The sequence below is a fragment of the Rhizobacter sp. P2_G4 genome (assembly GCF_056403575.1).
In genome coordinates this window covers 45,601-68,513 of sequence record NZ_JBFUFG010000003.1, presented here as the reverse complement: position 1 = coordinate 68,513, position 22,913 = coordinate 45,601, and the positions used below count along the sequence as shown (strand labels likewise).

Genomic DNA, 22,913 nt, shown 5'->3' with positions numbered 1-22,913 from the left:
ACCGAGAAGACAGACAATCCGGAGAAAGCAATGTCCAAGTGGAAAGACGAGTTTTCGTTCATCAATGGCTGCGTCGTTAACAAGGAGTACATCCTTTACCTCGTGTCCAACGACGAGCTCGCCGCAAAAAAAATCGATTCAGCCATGTTCCTCGGCTGGAAAAGCGGGACCTGGCTCAACGGAGGCGACCAGGACTGGCTCTGTGCCGGTATTGGCGTCGACAGAGCGAGCACACCGAAACTGGTCGCCGTTGGAGAGTTCGGTGAGGTGTACGTTCGAGGTGGTGGCGTTCAGTCCAATGAGAAGGTAACGCCAAAGCTCAAGACTGTCTCTGACAGCGGCCCGTTGCGCGGAGTCCGGACGATCGAGAACGACATCTATGCAGTCGGCATGGGCAGGCAGGTTTACAAGCGCTCGGGAGGCAAATGGGCTGCCATCGACTCCGGCCTGCATGCCTCCGGAAAGAGCCTGGAGGTCGGCGGATTCGAGGCGATCGATGGGTTCAATTCCAACGATCTCTATGCCGTCGGATGGAATGGCTCGATCTGCCACTTCGACGGCCACGCCTGGACGCAGATCGACAGCCCGACGAACATGATTCTCAATGATGTCTGTTGTGCCGGCGATGGCAAGGTGTATGCGGCTGGCCAGAGTGGCACCCTGGTTGTTGGCCGCGGCAACCAGTGGCAGACAATTGAAGGCCTCGAATACTCCGATGACATCTGGGGAGTCGCCTGGCATCAGGATCGCCTGTATCTGTGCTCGACGGTGGAACTGTTGACATTTGATGGAAAGGCGCTCGACGCCGCGGACTTCGGCGAAGACGAGCCGGAGACCTATTACAAGCTGGCGACCGGCGATGGCGTGTTGTGCTCGATCGGCGCCAAGGACGTCATGCTGCACGATGGCCAGAGTTGGACGAGACTGGAATGATCGCCCATCGGGAGTCCGAGACACCACGTCTCAGCGAGCCATGATCCCGGTCGTCGTCGCCCAGCACCTTGATGACGCCGCAGCGTTGCGCTCGGTTCGTGGCGTGTTGGTTCGTGCGCCTCATGTGAAGCTGTTCCAACTTGGCCGCACCGACGAGCGTCTGGCGGCGCATCTGGATGGGTTGTCGGTTTCCGGCGATCTCGGTGCAGGCCTGAGCCGGGCTGCGCTCGATGTGCCTGGTGTCGGCCAGATGTTCGTCGCCACCGTCCTCGCGATCGAGCGCCGCGATGCCGCTCAGATCGACCGCCTGCTGTCACTGCTGAACGTCGTGCCCGACGCACCCCGCGCCTTGGCCTCGGCTTTTGGCTGGGTGACACCCGGGTTGCTGCGCGGGTTCACCGCCCAGTTGCTGGCAAATGGATCAGCTGGCGCCCGCTGGCTGGGCATGGCGGCTTGCGCACAGCATCGCGTTGATCCGGGCGCTGCGCTGGAAGCTGCGACGGAGCAGCCTGACCTGCGCCTGCGAGCCCGTGCATTGCGGGCAGCCGGGGAATTGGGCCGCGTTGATCTGCTGCCCGACTGCATCGCCCGGCTGCATGATGAGCCCGGGATCGTCAACTCGGCAGCAGCATGGTCGGCCACCTTGCTGGGTGATCGCAGCGCGGCATTGAGCACACTGCGAGCATTGGCGCTGGCACCCGGCCCCGTCCAGCTGGAAATGCTCTCGCTTGCGCTCTTTACCTGCAACGCAGATGCCGCTCGTGCGCTGGTCAAGCAACTCGCAGCCGATGGTGCACCGCCGCGCACCCTGATCAAGGCCGCTGGTTGGGCCGGAGACGCGCAAGTCGTGCCCTGGCTCTTCAAGCACATGGAAGACGCCAGCCACGCCCGCGTGGCTGGCGAGGCCTTCAGCTTCATCACTGGCATCGACCTCGCTTTTCTCGACCTCGACCGCAAGCCGCCCGAGAAAGTGCCGGGTGGCCCGAGCGATGACCCGAATGACGACAACGTCGCGCTCGACGAAGACGAAAGCCTGCCCTGGCCTGATCCACCGAAGCTCAGCGCGTGGTGGAACAAGAATGCCGGCCAGTACCCACCGGGCATTCGGCTGTTCGCCGGTGCGCCGCCTTCCATCAACCATTGCTTCAAGGTTCTCAAGGAACACACGCAGCGTCGCCGAATGGCTGCGGCGCTGTACATGAGCCTGCTCAAACCCGGCAGCGTGCTCTTCAACTGCGCCGCACCCGCTCACCGGCAACAGCGCCTGCTCGCCCAGATGGAGGCCTGATGCCATCGATCGACGCACGCATGGTCTTCACCATCCTCGGCCCCCTTTTCCTGCTCCTCGCCGGTTGGCGCGCCGTGAGCGCAGGCAAGCTTGTCCCGCAAGCCAAGGCTTGGCTAATCATCGGCATCATCTTCAGCGCCGTGTCAGCCTGGCTGTGGTTCGGCCCCGGCCATCCCTAACTTGAAGTCGTCGCGGCGACTTTGGTCACCGGACAGGGGTGGTTTGCAGGCCTAGATTGATTGACTCAATCCAGGAGCAAACGCCATGTCAGACCTGCAAGTCGATCGTGTTGTCCGTCCTCTGATTCATGCCCTGTTGACCGCCGCCGTGTTGTCGCTGGCCGCTTGCGGTGGAGGTGGCAGCGATGGCGGCAACAACGCGCCTGCAGCGCCCACGTCACCGCCCACTGAAACCACCCAGCGCGTCATGCCGTTGCCGTTCTGGGCCAGCGATGTGCCCATTCGTGCGAACCTTGCGCACCTGTTCCCCGCGCCGAGCGTGGCGGGGACGGTCACGGGGCTCAGCGCTGACGAAACACAGAAGGTGCAGGCGGCATCGATCCGCCTGGTCATCAAGCGCGCCATTGAGAAACCGAGCACTCTGCCCGCCTCGGTGGCGGTGCAACGCCGCACCGTCACCGGCCTGTTCTCCGACTCGTATCACACCGCCACCGGCGCGACCCAGCTCCCGTTCGACCTGATGGGCTCGACAGTCGAAGCCTTGGCGCCGGACGGCCTGGGCGGCTTCGAGCGCATCGCTGCGACGAGCCAGCGCCCCGATGGCAGCTACCTCATCAACGGCGTACCGGAAGGCGGCCACTGGGTGCACATCAACACCACTTGGGTGTGGACCGATTCACCGTTCATCGACTGGGGCTCCGATCGCTTCGGACGCGTCGACTCCGAGTTCGCCAACAACCCGACGCCACTCACCGTCAATGCGGGCAACCTCAATGCATGGCAGTCGACCGACGGGTTGGCGTGGAGTGTGCCGATGCAAGGCACCTCGCTCACCTTGCCGTTGACCAGCCCATCGGTCACCAACGCGCCAGTCACCGGCGACACGGCGCTCGGCAACTTCGGGCTCGACTTCGGGCCCGACCCGACGGGTGCGATCTTCATCCCCTTGCTGTCCGCCACCAAGGGCGATCAGGCTTATCTCAACCAGCTCGGCACCGCTGCAGGCAACGACTACCGCACCCTTGTCCGCTCGCTGGTAATGCCGGCACTCACGCAGACCGATGGCTCACCGAGCGCCGTGAATTCGAGCTTCCTCGACGTCACACCTTCGAGCACGCTGAAGCTGAAGTGGGACCGGCCTTCGTTCGCCAGCCGCCTGGCCGAGGTGAACCCCACCGCCGTGGGCTCATCGACGGCATTGGCCTTGAGCACATCCGCCCTCGCGCCGGACTACGGCATTCCCAGCGGCGCCTTCTCGCTGATGGAGTTCAACACCTTCGGCAGCACGGCCCTCGACTTCGGCCGCGTGCACTACGGCAACCCCTTCCCCAGCGACTGGGCGCAGATCATGGAGTCGTATTACGGCTTCACGGTGCGCTACATGGCACCTGGCGCCACGGTGGCCCTGCCCTTCGAGCGCTTCTTGTACGGCGTGGACCTGGTGCCGACCGCATCGGCCGACCCGGCACTGAACCTCAAGCCCCGCATGACACCGGTACGCTCGCCCAGCGTCAACGGCAAGAGCTTGTTCGCCAACCAATTGGCTGTCGGCGCCTCGCCCACCTTCAGCTGGACAACACCGGCCATCGGCGCGCCCGACCGCTACCTCGTCACGCTGCGTCGGCTCTTCGCCACCGGCCCGCGCAGCGAATCGCGCACCGTGGGCCGCTTCTACACGAGCGAGACCTCGATGGTCGTGCCGCCCGATCTGATGCAACCGGGCGAGGTCTACTTCCTGACGATCTCGGCCATCTCTGCTGGGTCGCCAACCAGCTCGCCCGCTCGCTCGAAGCTGCCCTATGCCTTCGCCACAATGATGAGTGCCCTGATCTCACCATGAGCCGACACCCTGTGGTGCAATCCCGCCATGGACATGTTGATCAAGCTTTATGCCTTGCCTACCACGGCGTCGCACGTGCTGGCAGATGGTGTCTCGGTGCGCAAACCCATCGGTGCCGAACAGGGCGTGGTGATCGATTGGGTCATCTCGCAATTCGGCAGCGGCTGGGCGAGTGAAGCGCGCGTGGCGCTGGCCAACCGGCCGGTAAGTATCTTCATTGCCACCCAGGCGGGCGCGCCCATCGGGTTTGCCTGTTATGACGCCACGGCGCGCGGGCTCTTCGGTCCCATCGGGGTGGTGCCTGCCGCGCGTCGTGGCGGTGTCGGCGAGGCCTTGCTGCTGGCGTGCCTGCACGACATGCAGGCGATGGGCTATGCCTACGCGGTCGCTGGATACGTCGGACCGAAGGACTTCTTCCGGCGCGTGGCGGGAGCCGTCGAAATCGAAGGCTCCAAACCAGGCCTCTACCGCGACATGCTTCGCGGCTGACCTGCCTCAGGCAGGCCCCGTTTGACCCGCGGCATCGAAGGGCTTCGATACCTCGGCCCGAACGGTAGAAGGCTGCTCACGGTGAACGTGTCACCAGTCAGCTCAAGCGCAGCTGCCCGCCACACGCATGCCCTTGACGAAGCCGCGGCGTACCGTGCCCGCCGCGATGGCCGCAGCCACGTCTTTCGCATAGCGCTCGGCACCACTGATCTTGCGCACCCATTTCCGGTAGGGCATCACGCCTTCGGCGGCGCTGCGCACCGTGCCCACGGCTTCGTCGGTGACGAATGTCGCGCCGCGTTCGATCAAACCCGGGTTGGCCATCGAGGCCGGCGCATCGAGGTCGGGGCCGAGCACCTCATCCAGTGCCTTCAGCTCGGACGCGAGCGCCACGCAGCTCCTGTCCGCAGGTGCGGCATAGGGCTTCTTCTGCGCCTCGACGAGCACAGGGGGAATGGTCGCGTGAATGATGTTCAGGTCATTCAGCGGCGCAGTGGCGGCGTCGACCATGGGCTGCGGCGACGGTGCGGCGCAGGCTGTCAACGCGAGGGCCAGCGTCAAGGCGGTGAAGGTGTGTGATGTCATGCGGTGGAGGGTAACAGTGAGTGAATCAGGTGCGGGTGCCAAATCTCGCGGCCGATCGGGCGCGTGCGCGCGCCGCTTCGATCTCGCGGTCCCGGGGCTCGGCCGTGGTGACGAGCGACTGGATCAGCGTGCGTGCGGCCGCAGCCACGTCTTCTACCGCGCGGTCGAAGGCGGCTTCGTTGGCCTTGGACGGCACGTTGAAGCCGGAGAGTTTTCTGACGAACTGCAGCGAAGCGTCGCGTATCTCCAGCTCGGTGGCCGGCGGCTCGAAGTTGAACAAGGTTCGGATGTTTCTGCACATGGCGGCTCTCCATGGTCGGCCAGCATCACGATACGGAGAACCCGCTCATGGTGTTGACGGCTGAATTTCAAAGTGTCGCATCGGCCCCCACGCCGAGGCACATGACAAAGGTAATGCAAGCGGACGTAACCCCGTGCATGTCATCATGACTTTCGTTGATTGCCAATTGCCGAGCGTGGGTCGATAACTGCCACCCTGGCGACGCGCCGTGCGAACCAAGGCTAGCTCCATGTCATCACCCGATACCCCCGGCCGCTCTCTCTTCGACACCGACTCGACCCGCGTCACTGGCGGCACGGGCGCGCCATCGCGTTTCGACACCCTGCCTACCGCAGACCGTGCCGACCGCGCCGCCAATGCGCCACGGCAGGTTGGGCGCTACCGCGTCATCAACCGCATCGGCCGCGGCGGCATGGCAAGCGTCTACAAGGCGCACGACCCGAGCATCGATCGCGCGCTGGCCATCAAGTTTCTGCACCCCGAATACTGCGAGCAAGAGGAATACCGCGGCCGCTTTCTGCGCGAGGCACGCGCGGCTGGCAACCTGTCGCACCCCAACATCGTGACGGTGCACGACGTGGGCGAGATCGACCACCGCCCTTACATGGCGATGGAGCTGATCGAGGGCGAGCCGCTCAACGAGCTGATGTCGCGCGTGGGGCCGATGCCGCTCGGCGATGTGATTTCGCTCGGCATCCAACTCGGCAAGGCACTCGATTACGCGCACAGCAAGGGTGTGGTGCACCGCGACATCAAGCCGTCGAACATCATGTGCGTCTCGGGCGCGCAGCTCGTGAAGGTGACCGACTTCGGCATTGCGCACGTCACCTCTTCGTCGGCCGGTGGCGACACACGTGTCGGCGACGTGCTGGGCACACCACAGTACATGTCGCCCGAGCAGACCAAGGGCTCGAAGGTCGACGGGCGGTCCGACCTGTTTTCGGTCGGCATCATCCTGTACCAGATGCTCTCGGGTCAGGCGCCGTTCAAGTCCGACAGCATCGTGGCGCTGGCGGTGATGATCGCCAACGACGAGCCGGTGCCCATCCAGAAGCTGAGGCCTGACATTCCGCAAGACCTGCGCCGCATCGTCGAGCGTTGCCTGGCCAAGAATCCCGATCGCCGCTTCCAGACCGGCCGTGAGTTGGCAGACGCGATGATCCGCCTGCAGCGCGAGCTCGAGGACGAGGCGCGCGAAAAAGGCAAATCGAAGATCATGCCGCTGCGCGTCAAGTGGGCCTTGACGATGGGCTTCGTGGTGTTCGTGGTGATGGCCGCAACCGGCGGCGTGGTCAACCAGCAGCAGACGGCCGCGATGATGCGGCAGGTCACCGACTATGGCGCGTCGCTCAGCCGCTTCATCGCGGCGCAGAACGCCGTCTCGGCGCTGTCCGACGAATGGGTGGCGGTCGAGGTGTCCGTGCAGGAGATCATGAAGACACGCGACTTCACCGACATCACCGTCATCGACCGCGCCGGTGTGGTCCGCGCCTCCAGCCAGGCCGCGTGGGTCGGCAAGCCCTACACCGCGCGCACCGGCCAGGCACTGGGAACGCGCTCCGGTGGCGTGACGGTCACGCGTTATGTCGATGAAAACGGCAACGTGCTCGGCTTCGAAGCACCGATGACTTTCCAGGGCAAGGCCGTGGGCCGCGTGGCGCTGGGCATTGCCGAGAAGCCGCTGGCCTACGTGGCGCGCCTGAGCCTCACGCTGATGGTGGTGCTGGTGCTGGTCACCGTGATCGCGGTGGCGCTGGCGATGTACTTCCTGGCCAACTGGTTTGCGCGGCCCATCAAGACACTGACCAAGTCGATGAGCGAGGTGGCCATGGGCCGGCTGGAACACCGCATCACCGAAGACCGCAAGGACGAATTCGGCGAGCTGTTCAAGGCCTTCGACAGCATGGCGCAGGCGCTGCAGCAGCGCTTCATGCCCAATCGGCCGGCAGCGCAGGAAACGCCGGGGCCGCGCCCACCCGCGATCAAGCCGACCGTACCCGCTCCCGCATCGGCACCCGGAGCCAGCGGCGACACCCAGAAGTTGTCGCGTTGACCGTGCGCCGCGCGACTGCTCTGCAGCCGGCTCCGTGCGCCCGTCGCGCCGCGGGCTGGGCTGTGCTTCTCTCCTTCGCACTGGCGCTACTGGGCGGCTGCTCCACGCCGTCGCCAAGCCCCGCGCCGGTTGCACCGGCACCACCGAGTGCCGCCTCCAACGAAGGCGTGCTGGCTCGCAACGACCGCTGGCTGCTCTACCTGCCGCACCCGCAAGACACGTACGGGTCGATTGCGGCGCGCTTCCTCGGCAGCGGCCAACGCGACTGGGAGGTGGCCGAGGCCAACCCCGGTGCCAAGCCGCGCGCGGACTATCCCACCATCGTGCCGCTCAAGCCCACCAACCCGACGGGCGTGAAGAGCGACCGCTTCCAGACCATTCCCATCCTCTGCTACCACCGCGTGGGCAACTCGACGAACCGCATGACGGTGTCGACCACGGCCTTCGCCGAACAGCTCGACTGGCTCGACGCCAACGGCTACCGCGTGCTGCGGCTGCAAGACGTGGCGGCCTTTCTCGAGGGCAAGCAGGCGCTGCCGGCGAAGTCGGTCGTGCTGACCTTCGACGACGGCTACGAGTCCTACTACCGCTACGCCTATCCGCTGCTGAAGAAGCACGCGTTTCCGGCCACGGTGTTCCTGTACACCGACTTCGTCGGCGCCGGCGACGCGCTCACCTGGCCGCAGATGCAGGAGATGACGGCCTCGGGCCTGATCGACATCCAGGCGCATTCGAAGACCCACGCCAACCTGATCAACCGCCTGCGCGAGGAAAGCGAAGCCGCCTATCGGCAGCGCCTGGACACCGAAGCCCGCGTGCCGCGCGAGCAGATCGAGCGCCGCCTGAAACTGCCGGTGAAGCAGTTTGCCTACCCGTACGGCGACGCCAACGAGATCGTGCTCGACGTGCTGGCGCGCAACAACTACCGGCTGGGCGTGACGGTGAACCCCGGCGGCACACCCTTCTACGCGACACCGCTGATGCTGCGGCGAACCATGATCTACGGCAACCACGATCTGGAAGCCTTCAAGGCCCGGCTGCAAATCAGCCGGCCTATCTCGCTGCCATGACCCATCGTTTGCAATACCTGGCAGCGTCGATGCTGGCCGTTGCCCTGCTGAGCGGCTGCGGCACGCCCGCAACGACACGATCATCCCGACCAGCCACCGAGCCGCCCGCGACCGCCGCATCCAACGAGATACGTGCCTTCGAACGGCAGCAGCTCGACAAGGCCATGGCACTGGAAGAGCAAGGCGCGCTCGCCGACGCGGCAGCGACCTGGGAGGTGCTCGTGCTGCTGAGGCCCGGCGAGTACGACGGCCGGCTGGCGTCACTGCAAAAGCGCATCGACACGATGGTGCAGGACTACCTGGCCCGCGCGCGCGTGGAGCTCAAGAGCAACCTGCCGTTGTCCGAGCAGCTGTACCTGAGCGCCGTGGCGCTGCAGCCGCAAAACAAGGAAGCCGCTGATTCGCTGCGCGCCATCGAGCGCGCCCGCATTCGGCAAGAGCACCTTCTGAAGCCGGGCAAGACCTTGTCACTGCCGGCCCGCGCACAGCCTGCCCAGCCACCTGCTCCGGCCAATTCCTTGTTGATGGAGCAGGCGTCGAACCTCGCGAGCCAAGGCGACATCGACGAAGCCATCGACCAGATGGCGGGCCAGCTCAAGGCCGCGCCGAACGACCAAGCCGCACGCGATCTGCTGGCCGAGCTGTACTACAAGAAAGCGTGGGGGCTTCAGCCGAAGGACCCGGCCGGCGCACAGGCAGCGGTCAAGCGTTGCCTGCAGGTGTCACCCCGTCACCCGGGGTGCAATTCATTGCTGAAGCTGCCGGGCAACAAGCCGGCGGCTTCAGGGGCGAGCAACGCCCGCCCCTGAGGGCTCATCAACCCGGCAGGGCTTTAACCTTGTCCTTCAGGCGCAGTGCCTTCTGCTTTTCCAGGCGCGCGGTCTCGTTGTCGGGCTCGATCTCGAGCACGCGGTCCCAGGAGCGCACGGCGCCGTCGAGATCCTGGCGGGCCATCGCGGCCATCGCATTGCGCGAATGGATGTCGATCAACCGCTTGGCCGTGGCATCGGCCTGGGTTGCGGCCGTTGGGTGGCCAAGCGCAGCTGCCTTCTTGTAGTCCGAGAGAGCCTTCTCCAGCATGCCAGCCTTGGAGGCCGCATCGCCGCTGCGGAAAGCCGTTTCTGCCGGGCTCACCGCCTCGACAGCCGGTGCGGGCACCGGAGGTGTCGGCGCAGCAACTGCCGCATCGGACCGAGCCGCCGCAGGCCGTACCGGCTCGTTCGCCGTCAACGCCCCGGGCGGCGGTGCCTTGCCCGGAATGCGCAGCGTCTGCCCGGCGCCGACCTGGCGCGGCACCTTGATGTTGTTGTAGCGAGCGAGGATGTGGAAGCTGTAGATGTCACCGAGGAAGCGGCCAGAGATGCGCGACAAGGTGTCGCCGCTGCGAACCACGTACGGGAACGACTCCTTGCCCAGCGTGGCGACCGGGTCTTCGGTCATCTGCTTCATCAGGCTCACGGCCAGCTTGTTGTTCGGATCCAGCGACAAGGCGTTCTGCAGCTCCTTGCGTGCCTGCTCTTCGTTGCCCACTTCAAGCAGCTCGACCACGCTTTGCGCCGACTTCTGTGCCTGTTGCTGGGCAGCCGCTGTGGGAGCTGGGGCCGGCGACTGCATGGGCGCTTGCGATGAGGTGGACGACAAGGGAGGCAAGGTCGTCGACGTGGCCGGCGCGGGCGCCGCTTCGGGCTTCGGCGTATTGGTGCCGCAGCCGGCGAGGAGCGCGGTGACGATGGCCGTCAACACAAGCGCAGTGGCAGGCGCCTTGCCTTGGCAAGTGAATGGGGTCATGTGGGTGCCTGGATGCTCAAAACCGGCACATTGTGCCTGCATCACCCTGCGTGCCACCACCTTGGCGCTGTGCAGCCTGACACTGAACGCTGTGCTGCATCAGCGCGTTAGCATGGCCCGCAACAGCATGAGAATCGCCCTGCTCCTCTTGATGGGTTTCGTGAGCCTGCCGTCCCAGGCTGCCGACACCGACATCGCGCCCTGCCTGCGGCAGCTGCGTGCGAGCGCCCAATCGCAGGCGGGCATCGCACCGGCCGTGTTCGACAAGTTCATGACCGGCATCGCCTACGACCCGAAGCTCGCCGAGCCTGGCATACCGCAACCCGAGTTCATCAACCCAACCTGGGAGTACGCGGGCTTCCTGGTCGACGAGCAGAAGGTCGTCGAAGGGCGCGAGGTGCTGGAGCGTTGGCGCCCGCAGCTGCAGTACATCCAGGCGCAGACCGGCGTCGAGCCCGAAACCGTGGTGGCCTTCTTCGGGGTCGAGACCGATTTCGGGCGCCACCAGGGCGGCTACCGCGTCGTCGAAGCCCTGGCCAACCGGGCTTGCGGACCCATCTCTGCCACGGCCGCAGCCAAGACGCGGGCGCGGCGACAGCTGTATGCGGCGATCGAGGTGCTGCGCTTGGGCGATGTGGCAGCCGAGGAATTTCTCGGCTCGTTCGCCGGCGCCTTCGGGCTCACGCAGTTCATTCCCTCCACGTACCTTGAGCATCGCGGAAAGTCTGGCGAACCACTGGCAGATGGCGACCAGGACGGCAAGGTCGACAGCATCCACAGCGTGCCCGATGCGCTGATGCTCACCGCCAGAAAGGTTCGCGCCGATGGCTGGCTGCCCGGCCTGCCCTGGGCTTTGGCAGTCACCCTGCCGCCAACTGTCGACCGCTCGCTCGCGCTGCGTGAGAAGGCGTTCGGCGGCACGCTGTATTCCACCGTGGCCAAGAAGCTGCTGGATGCCAATCGCCGCCCGCTGGCCGAATGGCAGCGGCTGGGCGTCGTCCCGATCAGCCCCCTGGAGGGCGTGCCCGTGGACACCCCCTTCGTGCTGCTGAGCCTCAACGACGACACCGAAGGCCCCTACCTGCTGGCCTCGTCAAACTTCGAGGCGCACTACAAGTACAACTTCTCTCTCAACTACGCGTTCTCGATCGGCCTGCTGGCCGACGCCCTCAAAGGCCTCCCCGCCATCCCCGTGACCTGGAGCGACAACCAGAGGGGACTCACGCGGCGCGAGATCCAGGAGCTTCAGTGCCTGCTGTCGACCTCGCACCCCGAGCTGAAGGCCGACGGCCGCCCGGGGACCAAGACCCGCCTCGCCATCTCGGACGAGGAAACCCGGCTCGGCTGGAAGGTGACCGGGCGCACCACCGACGCGCTGCTGCAACAGCTGCGGCGAGAAACGCCACCCGAGCAAGCCTGCATTCGCTAGCTCAGGAGCCCCGTCCAGTCGGCGACCGACAGCGGGAATTTCACACGTGGCACAAGCGGCGCGCGGTGCCGCATGACTTTCGTTGATTGCCATTCGTCACCCCGCGCCCGATAAAGGCAACTCTGGCAAGCCATGTCTTCTTGAACCGGTCAGAGAAGGCCAGCCCGCCAATGGAGCCCCCATGAATCTCGTGATTCGCGCCCACACACTGAAAAGCGAAACCCTGTCCCAGGCCATCACCGGCCATTTCGACGAGCGCGGCGGCACCATAGGCCGCTCCGACACCAACACCCTCACGCTGCCTGACCCCGAGCGCCACATCTCGCGTCTGCAGGCCGAGGTGTGGTTCAGCAACGGCAACTTCTCCATCCGCAACGTGGGCAGCGCCAACGCCATCACGGTGAACGGCCGCCCGGTCAACCCCGGCGAAGGCTCGACGCTGAGCCACGGGGACGAGATCCTCGTCGGTGGCTACGGCATGCGTGCCACCGTGTCTGACAGCGCCGAGCCACCGACCGAAGCACCGGTCGACGCGCGCACCGTCATCAAAGCCTCGGCCACCGAGAGCCGCACCAACCCCAAGCTGCGTGCGCCGCTGTCGGGGGCGCCTGCACCGGCGGCCACCAGTCCATCCAACCCCTTCGCCGATTTGCTCGGGAGCGGCGTCTCATCGAACGCCAGCGACCCGTTCGCCGGCCTGCTCGACGGCCACCCCGCCAACCCGCCGACCACGGCCGTGCACGTGCGCGCGCCCGTCATGCCGCCGTCTGCGCCCCCGCCACCCGCGGCGCCGGTGGCACGATTGCCCGACGACTTCGACCCCTTCGCCGACCTGCCGTCGTCGCCGCCCGCCGCACCGGCAAGTGCGGCGATGGACTCGTTCATGAGCGGGAGCCCGAAGGCGGCGCCCTCGACGGCCCTGCCGGCCGACCTGGGCTTGGGGGACCTGCTCGGCAACGCCGCTTCGCCACCCGGCGGCAGCCTGGACGCGATGTTCGGCCTGAATGCTCCGGCCGCACCCGGCGCCGATCCGCTGGCAGCGTTCCTGTCCGCCCCGAAACCCGGCACAACGCCCGGCAGCAACAGCGAGAACAAGGACCCGCTGGCGATGTTCGGCGGCGGTGCTGCGGCCGAGCCACCATCGGCCCGGCCGTCCGACTTCAACCACACGCCCGAGATGAAGGCGGCCTATGTGCCGCCCGCCGTGAAGCCTGCGGCGCCACCGGTGGCGCCGGTTAAGCCTCCCGTGGCCGCGGCTCCGCCGGAAGTCACGGTCATCAGGGCCACGCCCAAGCCGCCGGCGGTTGCCATGCCCCCCGCACCCGCACCGCGCCCGGTGCCTTCGCCGCCCTTGCAGGTGCGGCCGCAAGACCTCACGCCCCAGGGCACCGTGCCCGGCGTGAAGCCCTCGCGCCCCACCTTCGATTCGGCCCCGGCGCCGCTGGATGCCCTGCCCCCGACGGGCACAGCCAACGCGCCGACCGACCAGCTCTGGGCTGCGTTCTGCCAAGGTGCCGGCGTCAACATCAAGCTGCCGCAAGGCCTCACGCCGGAGCTGATGAAGGTCATCGGCCAGGTGCTGAACCATTCGATCGACGGCACCATCAAGCTCGTGGCCGTGCGTGCCGCGGCCAAGCAGGAGCTGAAGGCCGACGTCACCACCATCCAGGCGCGCAACAACAACCCGCTGAAGTTCTCGCCCGATGCCGGCGTCGCCATCGAGCAGCTGCTGCAGCCGCCGATGCGCGGTTTCATGATGGGCCCAGCCGCGGTCACCGACGTGATGGACGACCTGCTGGGCCACGCCATCGGCACCATGGCCGGCATGCGGGCCGCGCTCACCGGCGTGCTCGACCGCTTCGAGCCCTCCAAGCTCGAAGGCAAGATCTCAAGCCACAGCGTGCTCGACAGCGTGCTGCCGATGAACCGGCGCGCGAAGCTGTGGGAGCTTTACCTGCAGCACTACAAGCGCATCCGAGACGATGCGCAGGACGACTTCCACGACCTCTTCGGCAAGGCCTTCATCGACGCGTATGAAGACCAGCTGGACCGGCTCGACGCTGCACGGCACCCCGTCTAACCGAAGCACTCCATGCTGCAGGTCGAAATCGCCACCCGCTGCGAGGTGGGCGGGCGCACCCACAACGAAGACGATCTGCGCCACGGCCAGAGCGGCTCGTTCTGGTACGCCGTGTTGTCCGATGGCGCCGGAGGCCACCGCGGCGGTGCCATCGCCTCCGACATCGTGGTGCGCATGACGGCGCTCGGTCTGCAATCGGCCTCGCAGGCCACGCCGGCCTACCTGACACAGCTTGTGTGCGACGCCAACGAAGCGCTTGCGCAGAAGCAGGACAAGAAAAGCCGCGACCGCATGCACGCCACGCTGGTCGCGCTGTGGATCGATGCTCGCCGCGAAGAAGCCCTGTGGACGCACGTGGGCGACTCGCGTCTCTACATGCTGCGCCACGGCCGCGTGCTGCACGTGACGCAAGACGACAGCGTGGTGCAGCGCATGGTCGATGCCGGCTACCTCACGCCCGAAGAAGCGCTTACGCACCCCAAGAAGAACCAGCTGCTTGCCGCCATGGGGGCCGAAGGCGGCATCGAGCCGAACACCATCGAGAGCCACATGGCCGTCGAAGATGGCGACGCCTTCCTGCTGTGCTCCGACGGCTGGTGGGACCACTTCGACAAACACGCCATCGAAACCGCATTCGCAGCATCCAAGTCACCAGACGAGTGGCTCACACGCATGGCCGATGCCATCCAGACCGCCGCCACGCCGCGGCAAGACAACTACAGCGCCATCGCGGTATGGGTCGGTGACCCGGCCGAGACCACGCGGCTTTCGAGCCTGTGGGGCGAAACCGTGCCGGGACCGTTTTCAGGCTGAGACCCTGAAGACCCCTTGCATGACCTTGGTCGCTTCCAGTCCGTTTGCCAATCGCTCAACAATCCACACCAAGCTTCGATGCCCGGAGATCTCTCATGCGCCTGACCCTGAACACCCTGTCGAAAACTGCCGCCGCCCTGCTCTTGCTGGCGGGCACCTGCACCACCACCTGGGCCGACGAAACCACGCTGCTCAAGGGCGACAAGGTCACCGAATCCAACCTGCTGGATGCCCTCACGCCACCGCCCGCCCCGGTGCTGACGCGCAGTCTGAAAGTCAGCCGCAGCACCGACGCCGTACTTGCACCGCCGAAGAAGGCCAGCGCCTCGCTGCTCATCACCTTCGAGACCAACTCGTCCGAGCTCACGGCTCCGGCCAAGCAACAGCTCGACGTGGTGGCCGCGGCGTTGAAGAACGACCGACTTGCCGAGTACACCTTCAACGTCGAAGGTCACGCTGACCCGCGCGGCTTGCACGACGCCAACATGCTTCTTTCACAGCAGCGCGCCGAGAGCGTGCGCAGCTACCTGGTGACCGCCCACAGCATCGCCGCCGACCGCCTCAAGGCCGAGGGCAAGGGCGACACGGACCTGCTCAACCGCAAGGTGCCGACCGCACCCGAGAACCGCCGCGTCACGATCGTGACGAACACGCAGTAAACCGCGTCACTACTGCGCGGTCTGCATGCGCAGACGCCGTGCGGCTTCTTCGGCGCGCGCATCGTCGATCTCTCGCATGATGCTGCCGAGGTCGACCGCGCCGGCCTGGTGTTCGTAGCGGCCGGTGAGCGGAGTGTCCGGGCTCAGCGCGCCGCGCTGGTAGAGGCTCCAGATCTCGGGACCGTACTGCGTGTGCAGCAATTCGGGCGCGAAGCGGCCGAAGAAGCCACGAAGGTTGGCCACGTCGCGCAGCAGCATGCGGCTCGCGTGGTTGTTGCCGGCGGCATCCACCGCCTGCGGCAAGTCGATGATCACCGGGCCGTCGGCCGACAGCAGGATGTTGAACTCCGACAAGTCGCCGTGCACGACGCCCGCGCACAGCATGCGCACCACTTCGACCAGCAGCGTGGCGTGGTGGGCTTTGGCCTCTTCCGGCGTGAACACCACGTCGTTGAGGCGCGGCGCGGCGTCGCCGCCTTCGTCGGCCACCAGTTCCATCAGCAGCACGCCTTCATAGAAGTTGTGCGGCTTGGGCACACGCACGCCGGCGGCAGCCAGGCGGTAGAGCGCATCGACCTCGGCGCTTTGCCAGGCCGCTTCTTGTGCCTCGCGGCCGAAGCGCGTGCCCTTGGCCATCGCGCGGGCCTGCCGTGTGTTCTTGACCTTGCGGTTCTCGGTGTAGTCGACGGCCTGGCGAAAGCTGCGGTGGGTCGCTTCCTTGTAGACCTTGGCGCAGAGCGTTTCACCGCCACTTCTGACGACGAAGACCATGGCCTCCTTGCCGCTCATGAGCTGGCGGACCACGGTGTCGATGAGACCCTCTTCGATGAGGGATTGGAGTCTTGCCGGAGGTTTCATGCCGCATTCTGCCTGTCAGGCATCACGGGTCTGCGCAGTCGCTGCACAGGTCTCAGCCGATGTCGAGCTCAGGGTAGCGGCGGAAGATACCTTCTTCGTTGAACGGGATGCGCCGGTCGCTGCCCAGGTAGGCGGCCACGCGTGGCAGCGCAGCCACGCGGTCGCGCAGCTGCACGATGCTGGGCGTGTAGCGCAAGACGCGCTGCGTCGCTTTCGGGAATGCGTAGCTCAGGCCTTCGATCAGCTGGAACAACGACAGGTCGGCATAGCTCAGCTTGCCACCCACCAGGTAGCGCGGGCCACCCGGGTTGCGCACCACGATGCGCTCGAACCACTGCAGGAACTTGGGCAGGCGATCGCGGCAGAACTGCTCGGCGCGGCGCAGCGCCTCGGCCTTCTGGTCTTCGTAATAGAGGCCATTGCCGATGGGGTGATGCGTGTCGTGCGCCTCGGTCACCATGTCGGCAATGGTGAGCTGGATCTGCTGCGTCCACACACGCGCCTGCTCGCTGCGAGCCACCAGCTTCAACTGCGGCCCAAGGTAGTGCAGGATGGCCGCTGTCTGCCCGACGATCACCGCACCGTCCTTCAGGAACGGTGGCGCAAAAGGCGGGTGGACGAGTTTTTCGTCTTCCATGCAGTGCAGCATGGCTTTCATTCCCTGCCCGGCCTTGCCGGCGCCCCGCGCCACGTCCACATACGGTGCGCCTGCAGCCTCCAACGCCAATCGAACAAATTCGCCGCGGCCCTGGATGGTGGGCCAATAATGAAGTTCATAGCTCATTGCGCGACTGTAGTCGGCTGTCGCAAGGCTCACTGACAGTGGGCGGAAACGCTTGGCGAAAGGCGGATGATCGGCGCATGAGCATGCCGCGCAAACCGAGCCCGTTCCGGTGGATGAAGGATCTACTGGTCCCGTCTCCGGAGAACGTGCCTCTTTCAGACAGGCAGCGCGCCATCGACCTCATCGCCGCCATCGACGCCGGCGGCATTCCGCTGAACCCGGCACGCGTCAACGCCATCGGCCGCACCCTCGGGCTGGAGGTTTCGATCCATGCGCGCGTGGAAGACACGATTGCCCGGATTCGATCGGTGCTGAACAAGTTGCCACCGGACTGAGCCTCTTTGGGGCAGAGAGCAGACCGGGCCGAAGAATCGGCTTTCCGGAATGCCCGTCGGGCATGCAACGACCCAGATAGGTTGATTCAACTTGCGGTGCGCGGGGCCGTGTGCTTACACTCGGCGCGGCAAATCGCACCGGCCGTCTAGCGCGGCCTCTTTCTTCATCCTTGGGGATCGAATGAAACTGCCTTGCGTCCGTTTCGCTTGGGTAGCGCTCGCAGCGCCCCTGCTCATGCTGGGGGCGTGTGAACGCCGCGATGCAACATCGCCCACCCCGACCACCTCGCCAGCGGCCAACGGCGCGAGCGCAGCCAACGCGACAGTCACACCTCATTCCGGCGACTTGCCGGCCTCGTCTGCAGCCGGCCCTGCCGATGGCGCCACAGCGATCGGCGGCATGGTGACGAATCAGGGAACCGGCAAGGCCGGCGCGGGCAACACATCGGCGCCCACCGGCGGAGATGGCGCAGCTTCAGCGCCCAGCACTGCCGCTTCGAAATGACAGGTCTCATTCGCTGCACTCGGCCTCTCTGCGAGCCGGCTTTCGGTTCGCATCGGGCGTGCAGCATGAGGCCGTTGCCGTTCACTTCAATTCTGGTGTTTCACGCGGCCGGTGCGTCGCAGGAGGCTTTTTGATGGACATGAACCGAAGGCAGTTTTTCCGCGTCAGCGGTGCGGGGCTGGCAGCGTCCACTCTCGTGGCGCTGGGCTTCTCGCCAGCGACCGCGCTGGCCGAGACGCGGCACTTCAAGCTGGCGCGCACCACCGAAACACGCAACACCTGCCCGTACTGCTCGGTGGGCTGCGGCGTCATCATGTACAGCCTGGGTGATCGGGCGAAGAACGTCACCGCCGACATCATCCACATCGAGGGCGATCCCGATCACCCGGTGAACCGCGGCACGCTCTGCCCCAAGGGCGCCGGGCTGCTCGATTTCGTGCACAGCGAGAACCGGCTCAAGTACCCGGAGATCCGCGAGCCTGGCAGCAAGGAGTGGAAGCGCGTCTCCTGGGACGACGCGATGACGCGCCTCACCAAGCTGATGAAGGCCGACCGCGACGCCAACTTCGTGGCCAACAACGCAGCCGGCCAGGTGGTCAACCGCTGGACGACCACCGGCATGCTGTGCGCGTCGGCATCCAGCAACGAATCGGGCTACATCACGCACAAGGCGATGCGCTCGATGGGGATGCTCGTCTTCGACAACCAGGCGCGCGTTTGACACGGACCGACGGTGGCCAGTCTGGCCCCGACGTTCGGACGCGGTGCGATGACCAACCACTGGGTGGACATCAAGAACGCTGACCTCGTACTCATCATGGGCGGCAACGCCGCCGAGGCGCACCCCTGCGGCTTCAAGTGGGTGATCGAAGCCAAGCACCACAACAAGGCCAACCTGGTCGTCGTCGACCCGCGGTTCACGCGCTCGGCCGCCATGGCCGACTATTACGCGCCGATCCGCGCGGGCAGCGACATCGCGTTCCTGGGCGGCGTCATCAACTACCTCATCGGCAACAACAAGTTGCAGATGGAATACGTCAAGAACTACACCAACGCCCCCTTCATCGTCGGCGAAGCCTATGGCTTCCAGGACGGCTTGTTCACCGGCTACGACGAGGCAAAGCGCAGCTACAACAACTCGAGCTGGGGCTACGAACTCGATGAAAAGGGGTTCGCCAAGGTCGACCCGACGCTCGAGCACCCGCGCTGCGTGCTGCAGGTGATGAAGCGCCACTATTCGCGCTACACACCCGAACTCGTGAGCCGGATCACCGGCACGCCGAAGGACAAGTTCCTCAAGGTCTGCGAAATGATCGCCACGACGTCTGCGTCGAACAAGGCGATGACGATCCTCTACGCGCTGGGCTGGACGCAACACAGCCAGGGCTCGCAGATGATCCGCACCGCCGCCATCATGCAGCTGCTGCTGGGCAACATCGGGATCRCCGGCGGCGGCATGAACGCGCTGCGCGGCCACAGCAACATCCAGGGCCTGACGGACTTGGGCTTGCTGTCGAACTCGCTGCCGGGCTACCTGTCGCTGGCCCGCGAGTCCGAGCAGGACCTCGACACGTACTACAAGCCCCGCGCGCTCAAGCCGCTGCGGCCCAACCAGATGAGCTACTGGCAGAACTACCCGAAGTTCTTCGTCAGTCTGCAAAAAGCCTGGTGGGGTGCGGCGGCCACGGCCGAAAACTCATGGGCCTTCCACTACCTGCCCAAGATCGACAAGGTCTACGACGTTCTGCAGGCCTTCGAGCTAATGAACCAGGGCAAGATGAACGGCTACATCTGCCAGGGCTTCAACCCGGTGGGCTCGTTCCCCAACAAGAAGAAGATCGTCGACGGGCTGTCGAAGCTCAAGTTCCTGGTCATCATCGACCCGCTCAACACCGAGACAGCCGAGTTCTGGAAGAACTACGGCGAGTACAACGACGTGAAGAGCGAAGACATCCAGACAACCGTTTTCCGCTTCCCGTCAACCTGCTTCGCCGAAGAAGACGGCTCGCTCACCAACTCGGGCCGCTGGCTGCAATGGCACTGGAAAGGCGCGCCCCCACCCGGTGAAGCACGCGGAGACCCGGAGATCATTGCGGACATCTTCAACCGCATCAAGACGGCGTATGTGAAGGACGGTGGCGCCTTCCCCGACCCCATCGTCAAGCTGACCTGGCCGTACAAGATTCCGCACAGCCCCTCGGCCGAGGAGCTGGCGATGGAATACAACGGCAAAGCCCTGGCCGACGTGCTGGCACCGCCCGACCCGAAAGACCCGAAGGCGCCGCCCAAGGTTCTGGCCAAGGCAGGAGAGCAGGTATCGGGCTTCGGCCTGCTGCGCGACGATGGCTCCACAGCCTGCGGCTGCTGGATCTACGCCGGCGCCTGGACGCAGGCCGGCAACCAGATGGCGCGGCGCGACAACAGTGACCCGTGGGGCATCGGGCAGACGCTCAACTGGGCGTGGGCCTGGCCGGCCAACCGCCGCATCCTCTACAACGCTGCGTCCAGCGCACCCAACGGCAAGCCGTGGGATGCCAAACGCAAGGTGGTGCAGTGGAACGGCACGGCCTGGGGCGGTGCCGACGTGCCGGACATCCGGCCCGACGCCAACCCCGGCGATGCCGATCGCGTGCAGCCCTTCATCATGACGTCCGAGGGGGTGGCCCGCTTGTTCGCGCCCACCGGCATGGCCGAGGGCCCGCTGCCCGAGCACTACGAACCCTTCGAGTCGCCGCTGGCGAACCTGATGCACCCGAACAACCCGAAGGCCCGTGCCAACCCGGCGGCGCGCGTGTTCAAGGGCGATCTGGAAAGCATGGGCTCGGCCAAAGACTTCCCTTACGTCGCGACCAGCTACCGGCTGACCGAGCACTTCCACTACTGGACCAAGAACGTCAAGACATCCGCGGTGCTCCAGCCTCAGCAGTTCGTCGAGATCGGCGAGGAGCTGGCCAAGGCCAAGGGCATCGCGAATGGCGACATGGTCAAGGTGTCGTCGAAGCGGGGGTTCATCAAATGCGTGGCCCTCGTGACCAAGCGCATCCCGCAACTCGATTGCGACGGCAGAAAGATCGACACGGTCGGGCTGCCCAACCACTGGGGCTTTGTCGGGGTGGCCAAGCAGGGGTACCTGGTGAACACGCTCACGCCGTTCGTCGGTGACGCGAACACCCAAACACCTGAGTACAAGTCGTTCATCGTCAACATCGAGAAAGCTTGATGAACATGACCCACCCCCTACGCGCTTCGCGCGCCCCCTCAAGGGGGCAACACCAGCGGCCCGGCAGAGCCGGTTCCGCGGTGTTCGCTCGGTCACTCGTCATGGACGTCAAGGAGCACCTCGCATGAGTTCGTTGCAATCCCTCGACATCGCCGCGCGCTCGGCGACCACCACGCCGAGTCCGCAGGCACGCACCACGCCTCAGGTGGCCAAACTGATCGACGTTCCCAGCTGCATCGGCTGCAAGGCCTGCCAGGTGGCCTGCATGCAGTGGAACGACTTGCGCGACGAGGTCGGCCACAACGTCGGCGTCTACGACAACCCGGCCGACCTGAGCGCGCAGTCGTGGACGGTGATGCGCTTCTCGGAAGTGGAGACGCAGAAACCGAACGAAGAGATGAAGCTCGAGTGGCTGATCCGCAAGGATGGCTGCATGCACTGCGAGGACCCCGGTTGCCTGAAGTCCTGCCCGGCACCCGGTGCGATCGTCAAGTACACGAACGGCATCGTCGACTTCATCGAAGAGAACTGCATCGGCTGCGGCAACTGCATCACCGGCTGCCCGTTCGACGTGCCGCGCATCAGCCAGAAGGACAACAAGGCCTACAAGTGCACGCTGTGCTCCGACCGCGTCGGCGTGGGCCTGGAGCCGGCCTGCGTGAAGGCCTGCCCGACCGGTGCCATCCGCTTCGGTACCAAGGAAGACATGCTTGATTACGGCGCCGAGCGCGTCGCCGACCTGAAGGAGCGCGGCTTCGCGCAGGCCGGTGTCTACGACCCGCCCGGTGTGGGCGGCACCCACGTGGTCTACGTGCTGCAGCATGCCGACAAGCCCGCGCTGTACCACGGCCTGCCGGCCGATCCGTCGATCAGCCCCTGGGTCTCGCTGTGGAAGGGTGCCGCCAAGCCCCTCGCGGTGGCGGCCATGATCGGCGCTGCCGTGGCCGGCTTCTTCCACTACATCAAGGTCGGGCCGGTCGAGGCCGATGGTGACGCTGATGAAACCAAGCCGCCCGGCGATGGTCGCCGCGAGCACGAAGACGCCTGAAGGAGCACCGCCATGACACGCTTCTACCAGCGCTACCCCGCCGGCACCCGCATGAACCACTGGGCGGTGGCCCTGCTGTTCATCTGCGCCGGGCTGTCCGGCCTCGCGTTCTTCCACCCTGCGTTCTTCTTCCTGACCGCGCTCTTCGGCGGCGGCACGTGGACGCGCATCCTGCACCCGTTCTTCGGCGTGCTGATGGTGCTCGGCTTCGTGATCCTGTTCGGCAAGGTGTGGCGCGAGAACGTGTGGAAGCCGCATGACACTGAGTGGGTCAAGGCGGCGCCCCGCTTGATCAAGACCGGCGACGAGCACGGCATGCCGCCCATCGGCAAATACAACGGCGGGCAGAAGGCGGTGTTCTGGTTGTTCGGCATCAGCCTGGTGCTGCTGTTCATCACCGGCTTCGTGTTCTGGCAGCCGTGGTTCGCCGATTACTTCGCGATCCCGCTGCGGCGCATCGCGGTCGTCGTACACGCCATCTCGGCGGTCGTGCTGATCCTGAGCGTCATCGTGCATGTCTATGCCGCCATCTGGGTCAAAGGGTCGATACGGGCCATGACACGCGGTAAGGTCAGTGAGAATTGGGCGAGACACAACCACTCGCTCTGGCACCAAGAGATCAGCCGCGAGAAGTAGGCAGCAACCCGAACCGATGC

21 protein-coding genes are annotated in these 22,913 nt (G+C 65.6%); 16 read left to right on the top strand and 5 right to left on the bottom strand.

What is annotated here, in order from left to right; genetic code table 11:
- The first annotated feature begins 30 nt into the window (after nucleotides 1–30).
- From AC1DYS_RS13230 to AC1DYS_RS13210, 5 genes are all read left to right on the top strand, one after another.
- Complete coding sequence (locus AC1DYS_RS13230; protein ID WP_477899775.1) at nucleotides 31–933, top strand: beta propeller repeat protein; 903 nt, start codon at nucleotides 31–33, stop codon at nucleotides 931–933.
- Between the two features lie 40 nt (nucleotides 934–973).
- Nucleotides 974–2,221, top strand: coding sequence for a TIGR02270 family protein (locus AC1DYS_RS13225; RefSeq protein ID WP_477899773.1), 1,248 nt, complete (start codon nucleotides 974–976; stop codon nucleotides 2,219–2,221).
- The gene (locus tag AC1DYS_RS13220; protein ID WP_477899771.1) at nucleotides 2,221–2,400 is read left to right on the top strand and encodes a hypothetical protein; all 180 of its coding nucleotides are present in this window, start codon (nucleotides 2,221–2,223) and stop codon (nucleotides 2,398–2,400) included. Before AC1DYS_RS13225 ends, AC1DYS_RS13220 begins: the two co-directional genes overlap by 1 nt.
- Before the next feature lie 85 nt (nucleotides 2,401–2,485).
- Nucleotides 2,486–4,240, top strand: a complete 1,755-nt coding sequence (locus AC1DYS_RS13215) for a hypothetical protein (RefSeq protein ID WP_477899769.1) — start codon at nucleotides 2,486–2,488, stop codon at nucleotides 4,238–4,240.
- Between the two features lie 27 nt (nucleotides 4,241–4,267).
- Complete coding sequence (locus AC1DYS_RS13210) at nucleotides 4,268–4,729, top strand: GNAT family N-acetyltransferase (RefSeq protein ID WP_477899767.1); 462 nt, start codon at nucleotides 4,268–4,270, stop codon at nucleotides 4,727–4,729.
- Nucleotides 4,730–4,831: 102 nt separating this feature from the next.
- Here the strand turns inward: AC1DYS_RS13210 and AC1DYS_RS13205 are convergent, their stop codons facing one another.
- Together AC1DYS_RS13205 and AC1DYS_RS13200 are read right to left on the bottom strand one after the other, a co-directional pair.
- Nucleotides 4,832–5,314 carry a hypothetical protein gene (locus AC1DYS_RS13205; RefSeq protein WP_477899765.1) on the bottom strand — a complete coding sequence of 161 codons (483 nt, stop codon included), beginning with the start codon at nucleotides 5,312–5,314 and terminating at the stop codon, nucleotides 4,832–4,834.
- A gap of 25 nt (nucleotides 5,315–5,339) precedes the next feature.
- Complete coding sequence (locus AC1DYS_RS13200) at nucleotides 5,340–5,615, bottom strand: DUF2277 domain-containing protein (protein ID WP_477899763.1); 276 nt, start codon at nucleotides 5,613–5,615, stop codon at nucleotides 5,340–5,342.
- Nucleotides 5,616–5,844: 229 nt separating this feature from the next.
- Between AC1DYS_RS13200 and AC1DYS_RS13195 the strand changes: the two genes are divergently transcribed.
- From AC1DYS_RS13195 to AC1DYS_RS13185, 3 genes are all read left to right on the top strand, one after another.
- The gene (locus AC1DYS_RS13195; protein ID WP_477899761.1) at nucleotides 5,845–7,668 is read left to right on the top strand and encodes a protein kinase domain-containing protein; all 1,824 of its coding nucleotides are present in this window, start codon (nucleotides 5,845–5,847) and stop codon (nucleotides 7,666–7,668) included.
- A gap of 62 nt (nucleotides 7,669–7,730) precedes the next feature.
- On the top strand, nucleotides 7,731–8,738 hold the full coding sequence (locus AC1DYS_RS13190) for a polysaccharide deacetylase family protein (RefSeq protein ID WP_477899759.1): 1,008 nt from the start codon (nucleotides 7,731–7,733) through the stop codon (nucleotides 8,736–8,738).
- On the top strand, nucleotides 8,735–9,547 hold the full coding sequence (locus tag AC1DYS_RS13185) for a tetratricopeptide repeat protein (protein ID WP_477899757.1): 813 nt from the start codon (nucleotides 8,735–8,737) through the stop codon (nucleotides 9,545–9,547). Before AC1DYS_RS13190 ends, AC1DYS_RS13185 begins: the two co-directional genes overlap by 4 nt.
- A 7-nt stretch (nucleotides 9,548–9,554) precedes the next feature.
- Here the strand turns inward: AC1DYS_RS13185 and AC1DYS_RS13180 are convergent, their stop codons facing one another.
- On the bottom strand, nucleotides 9,555–10,526 hold the full coding sequence (locus tag AC1DYS_RS13180) for a LysM peptidoglycan-binding domain-containing protein (RefSeq protein WP_477899755.1): 972 nt from the start codon (nucleotides 10,524–10,526) through the stop codon (nucleotides 9,555–9,557).
- Nucleotides 10,527–10,686: 160 nt separating this feature from the next.
- On the opposite strand from AC1DYS_RS13180, the gene AC1DYS_RS13175 reads away from it, so the two are divergent.
- From AC1DYS_RS13175 to AC1DYS_RS13160, 4 genes are all read left to right on the top strand, one after another.
- Nucleotides 10,687–11,955, top strand: a complete 1,269-nt coding sequence (locus AC1DYS_RS13175) for a lytic murein transglycosylase (RefSeq protein WP_477899753.1) — start codon at nucleotides 10,687–10,689, stop codon at nucleotides 11,953–11,955.
- Between the two features lie 181 nt (nucleotides 11,956–12,136).
- Nucleotides 12,137–14,035, top strand: a complete 1,899-nt coding sequence (gene tagH, locus AC1DYS_RS13170; protein ID WP_477899751.1) for a type VI secretion system-associated FHA domain protein TagH — start codon at nucleotides 12,137–12,139, stop codon at nucleotides 14,033–14,035.
- Between the two features lie 12 nt (nucleotides 14,036–14,047).
- Nucleotides 14,048–14,848, top strand: a complete 801-nt coding sequence (locus tag AC1DYS_RS13165; protein ID WP_477899749.1) for a PP2C family protein-serine/threonine phosphatase — start codon at nucleotides 14,048–14,050, stop codon at nucleotides 14,846–14,848.
- Between the two features lie 95 nt (nucleotides 14,849–14,943).
- Complete coding sequence (locus AC1DYS_RS13160; RefSeq protein ID WP_477899747.1) at nucleotides 14,944–15,507, top strand: OmpA family protein; 564 nt, start codon at nucleotides 14,944–14,946, stop codon at nucleotides 15,505–15,507.
- Nucleotides 15,508–15,516: 9 nt separating this feature from the next.
- Here the strand turns inward: AC1DYS_RS13160 and AC1DYS_RS13155 are convergent, their stop codons facing one another.
- The gene (locus AC1DYS_RS13155; protein ID WP_477899745.1) at nucleotides 15,517–16,365 is read right to left on the bottom strand and encodes a PA4780 family RIO1-like protein kinase; all 849 of its coding nucleotides are present in this window, start codon (nucleotides 16,363–16,365) and stop codon (nucleotides 15,517–15,519) included.
- A 52-nt stretch (nucleotides 16,366–16,417) separates the two neighbouring features.
- A complete protein-coding gene (locus AC1DYS_RS13150; RefSeq protein WP_477899743.1) occupies nucleotides 16,418–17,149 on the bottom strand; it encodes a glutathione S-transferase in 732 nt (243 codons plus the stop codon).
- Nucleotides 17,150–17,226: 77 nt separating this feature from the next.
- On the opposite strand from AC1DYS_RS13150, the gene AC1DYS_RS13145 reads away from it, so the two are divergent.
- The 4 genes from AC1DYS_RS13145 to AC1DYS_RS13130 all read left to right on the top strand — a co-directional run bounded on the left by AC1DYS_RS13145 (nucleotide 17,227) and on the right by AC1DYS_RS13130 (nucleotide 22,893).
- The gene (locus AC1DYS_RS13145; protein ID WP_477899741.1) at nucleotides 17,227–17,484 is read left to right on the top strand and encodes a hypothetical protein; all 258 of its coding nucleotides are present in this window, start codon (nucleotides 17,227–17,229) and stop codon (nucleotides 17,482–17,484) included.
- Between the two features lie 635 nt (nucleotides 17,485–18,119).
- The gene (fdnG, locus tag AC1DYS_RS13140) at nucleotides 18,120–21,209 is read left to right on the top strand and encodes a formate dehydrogenase-N subunit alpha (protein ID WP_477899739.1); all 3,090 of its coding nucleotides are present in this window, start codon (nucleotides 18,120–18,122) and stop codon (nucleotides 21,207–21,209) included.
- 124 nt (nucleotides 21,210–21,333) lie between these two features.
- The gene (fdxH, locus tag AC1DYS_RS13135) at nucleotides 21,334–22,257 is read left to right on the top strand and encodes a formate dehydrogenase subunit beta (protein ID WP_477899737.1); all 924 of its coding nucleotides are present in this window, start codon (nucleotides 21,334–21,336) and stop codon (nucleotides 22,255–22,257) included.
- A 12-nt stretch (nucleotides 22,258–22,269) separates the two neighbouring features.
- A complete protein-coding gene (locus AC1DYS_RS13130) occupies nucleotides 22,270–22,893 on the top strand; it encodes a formate dehydrogenase subunit gamma (RefSeq protein WP_477899735.1) in 624 nt (207 codons plus the stop codon).
- Nucleotides 22,894–22,913: the final 20 nt, after the last annotated feature.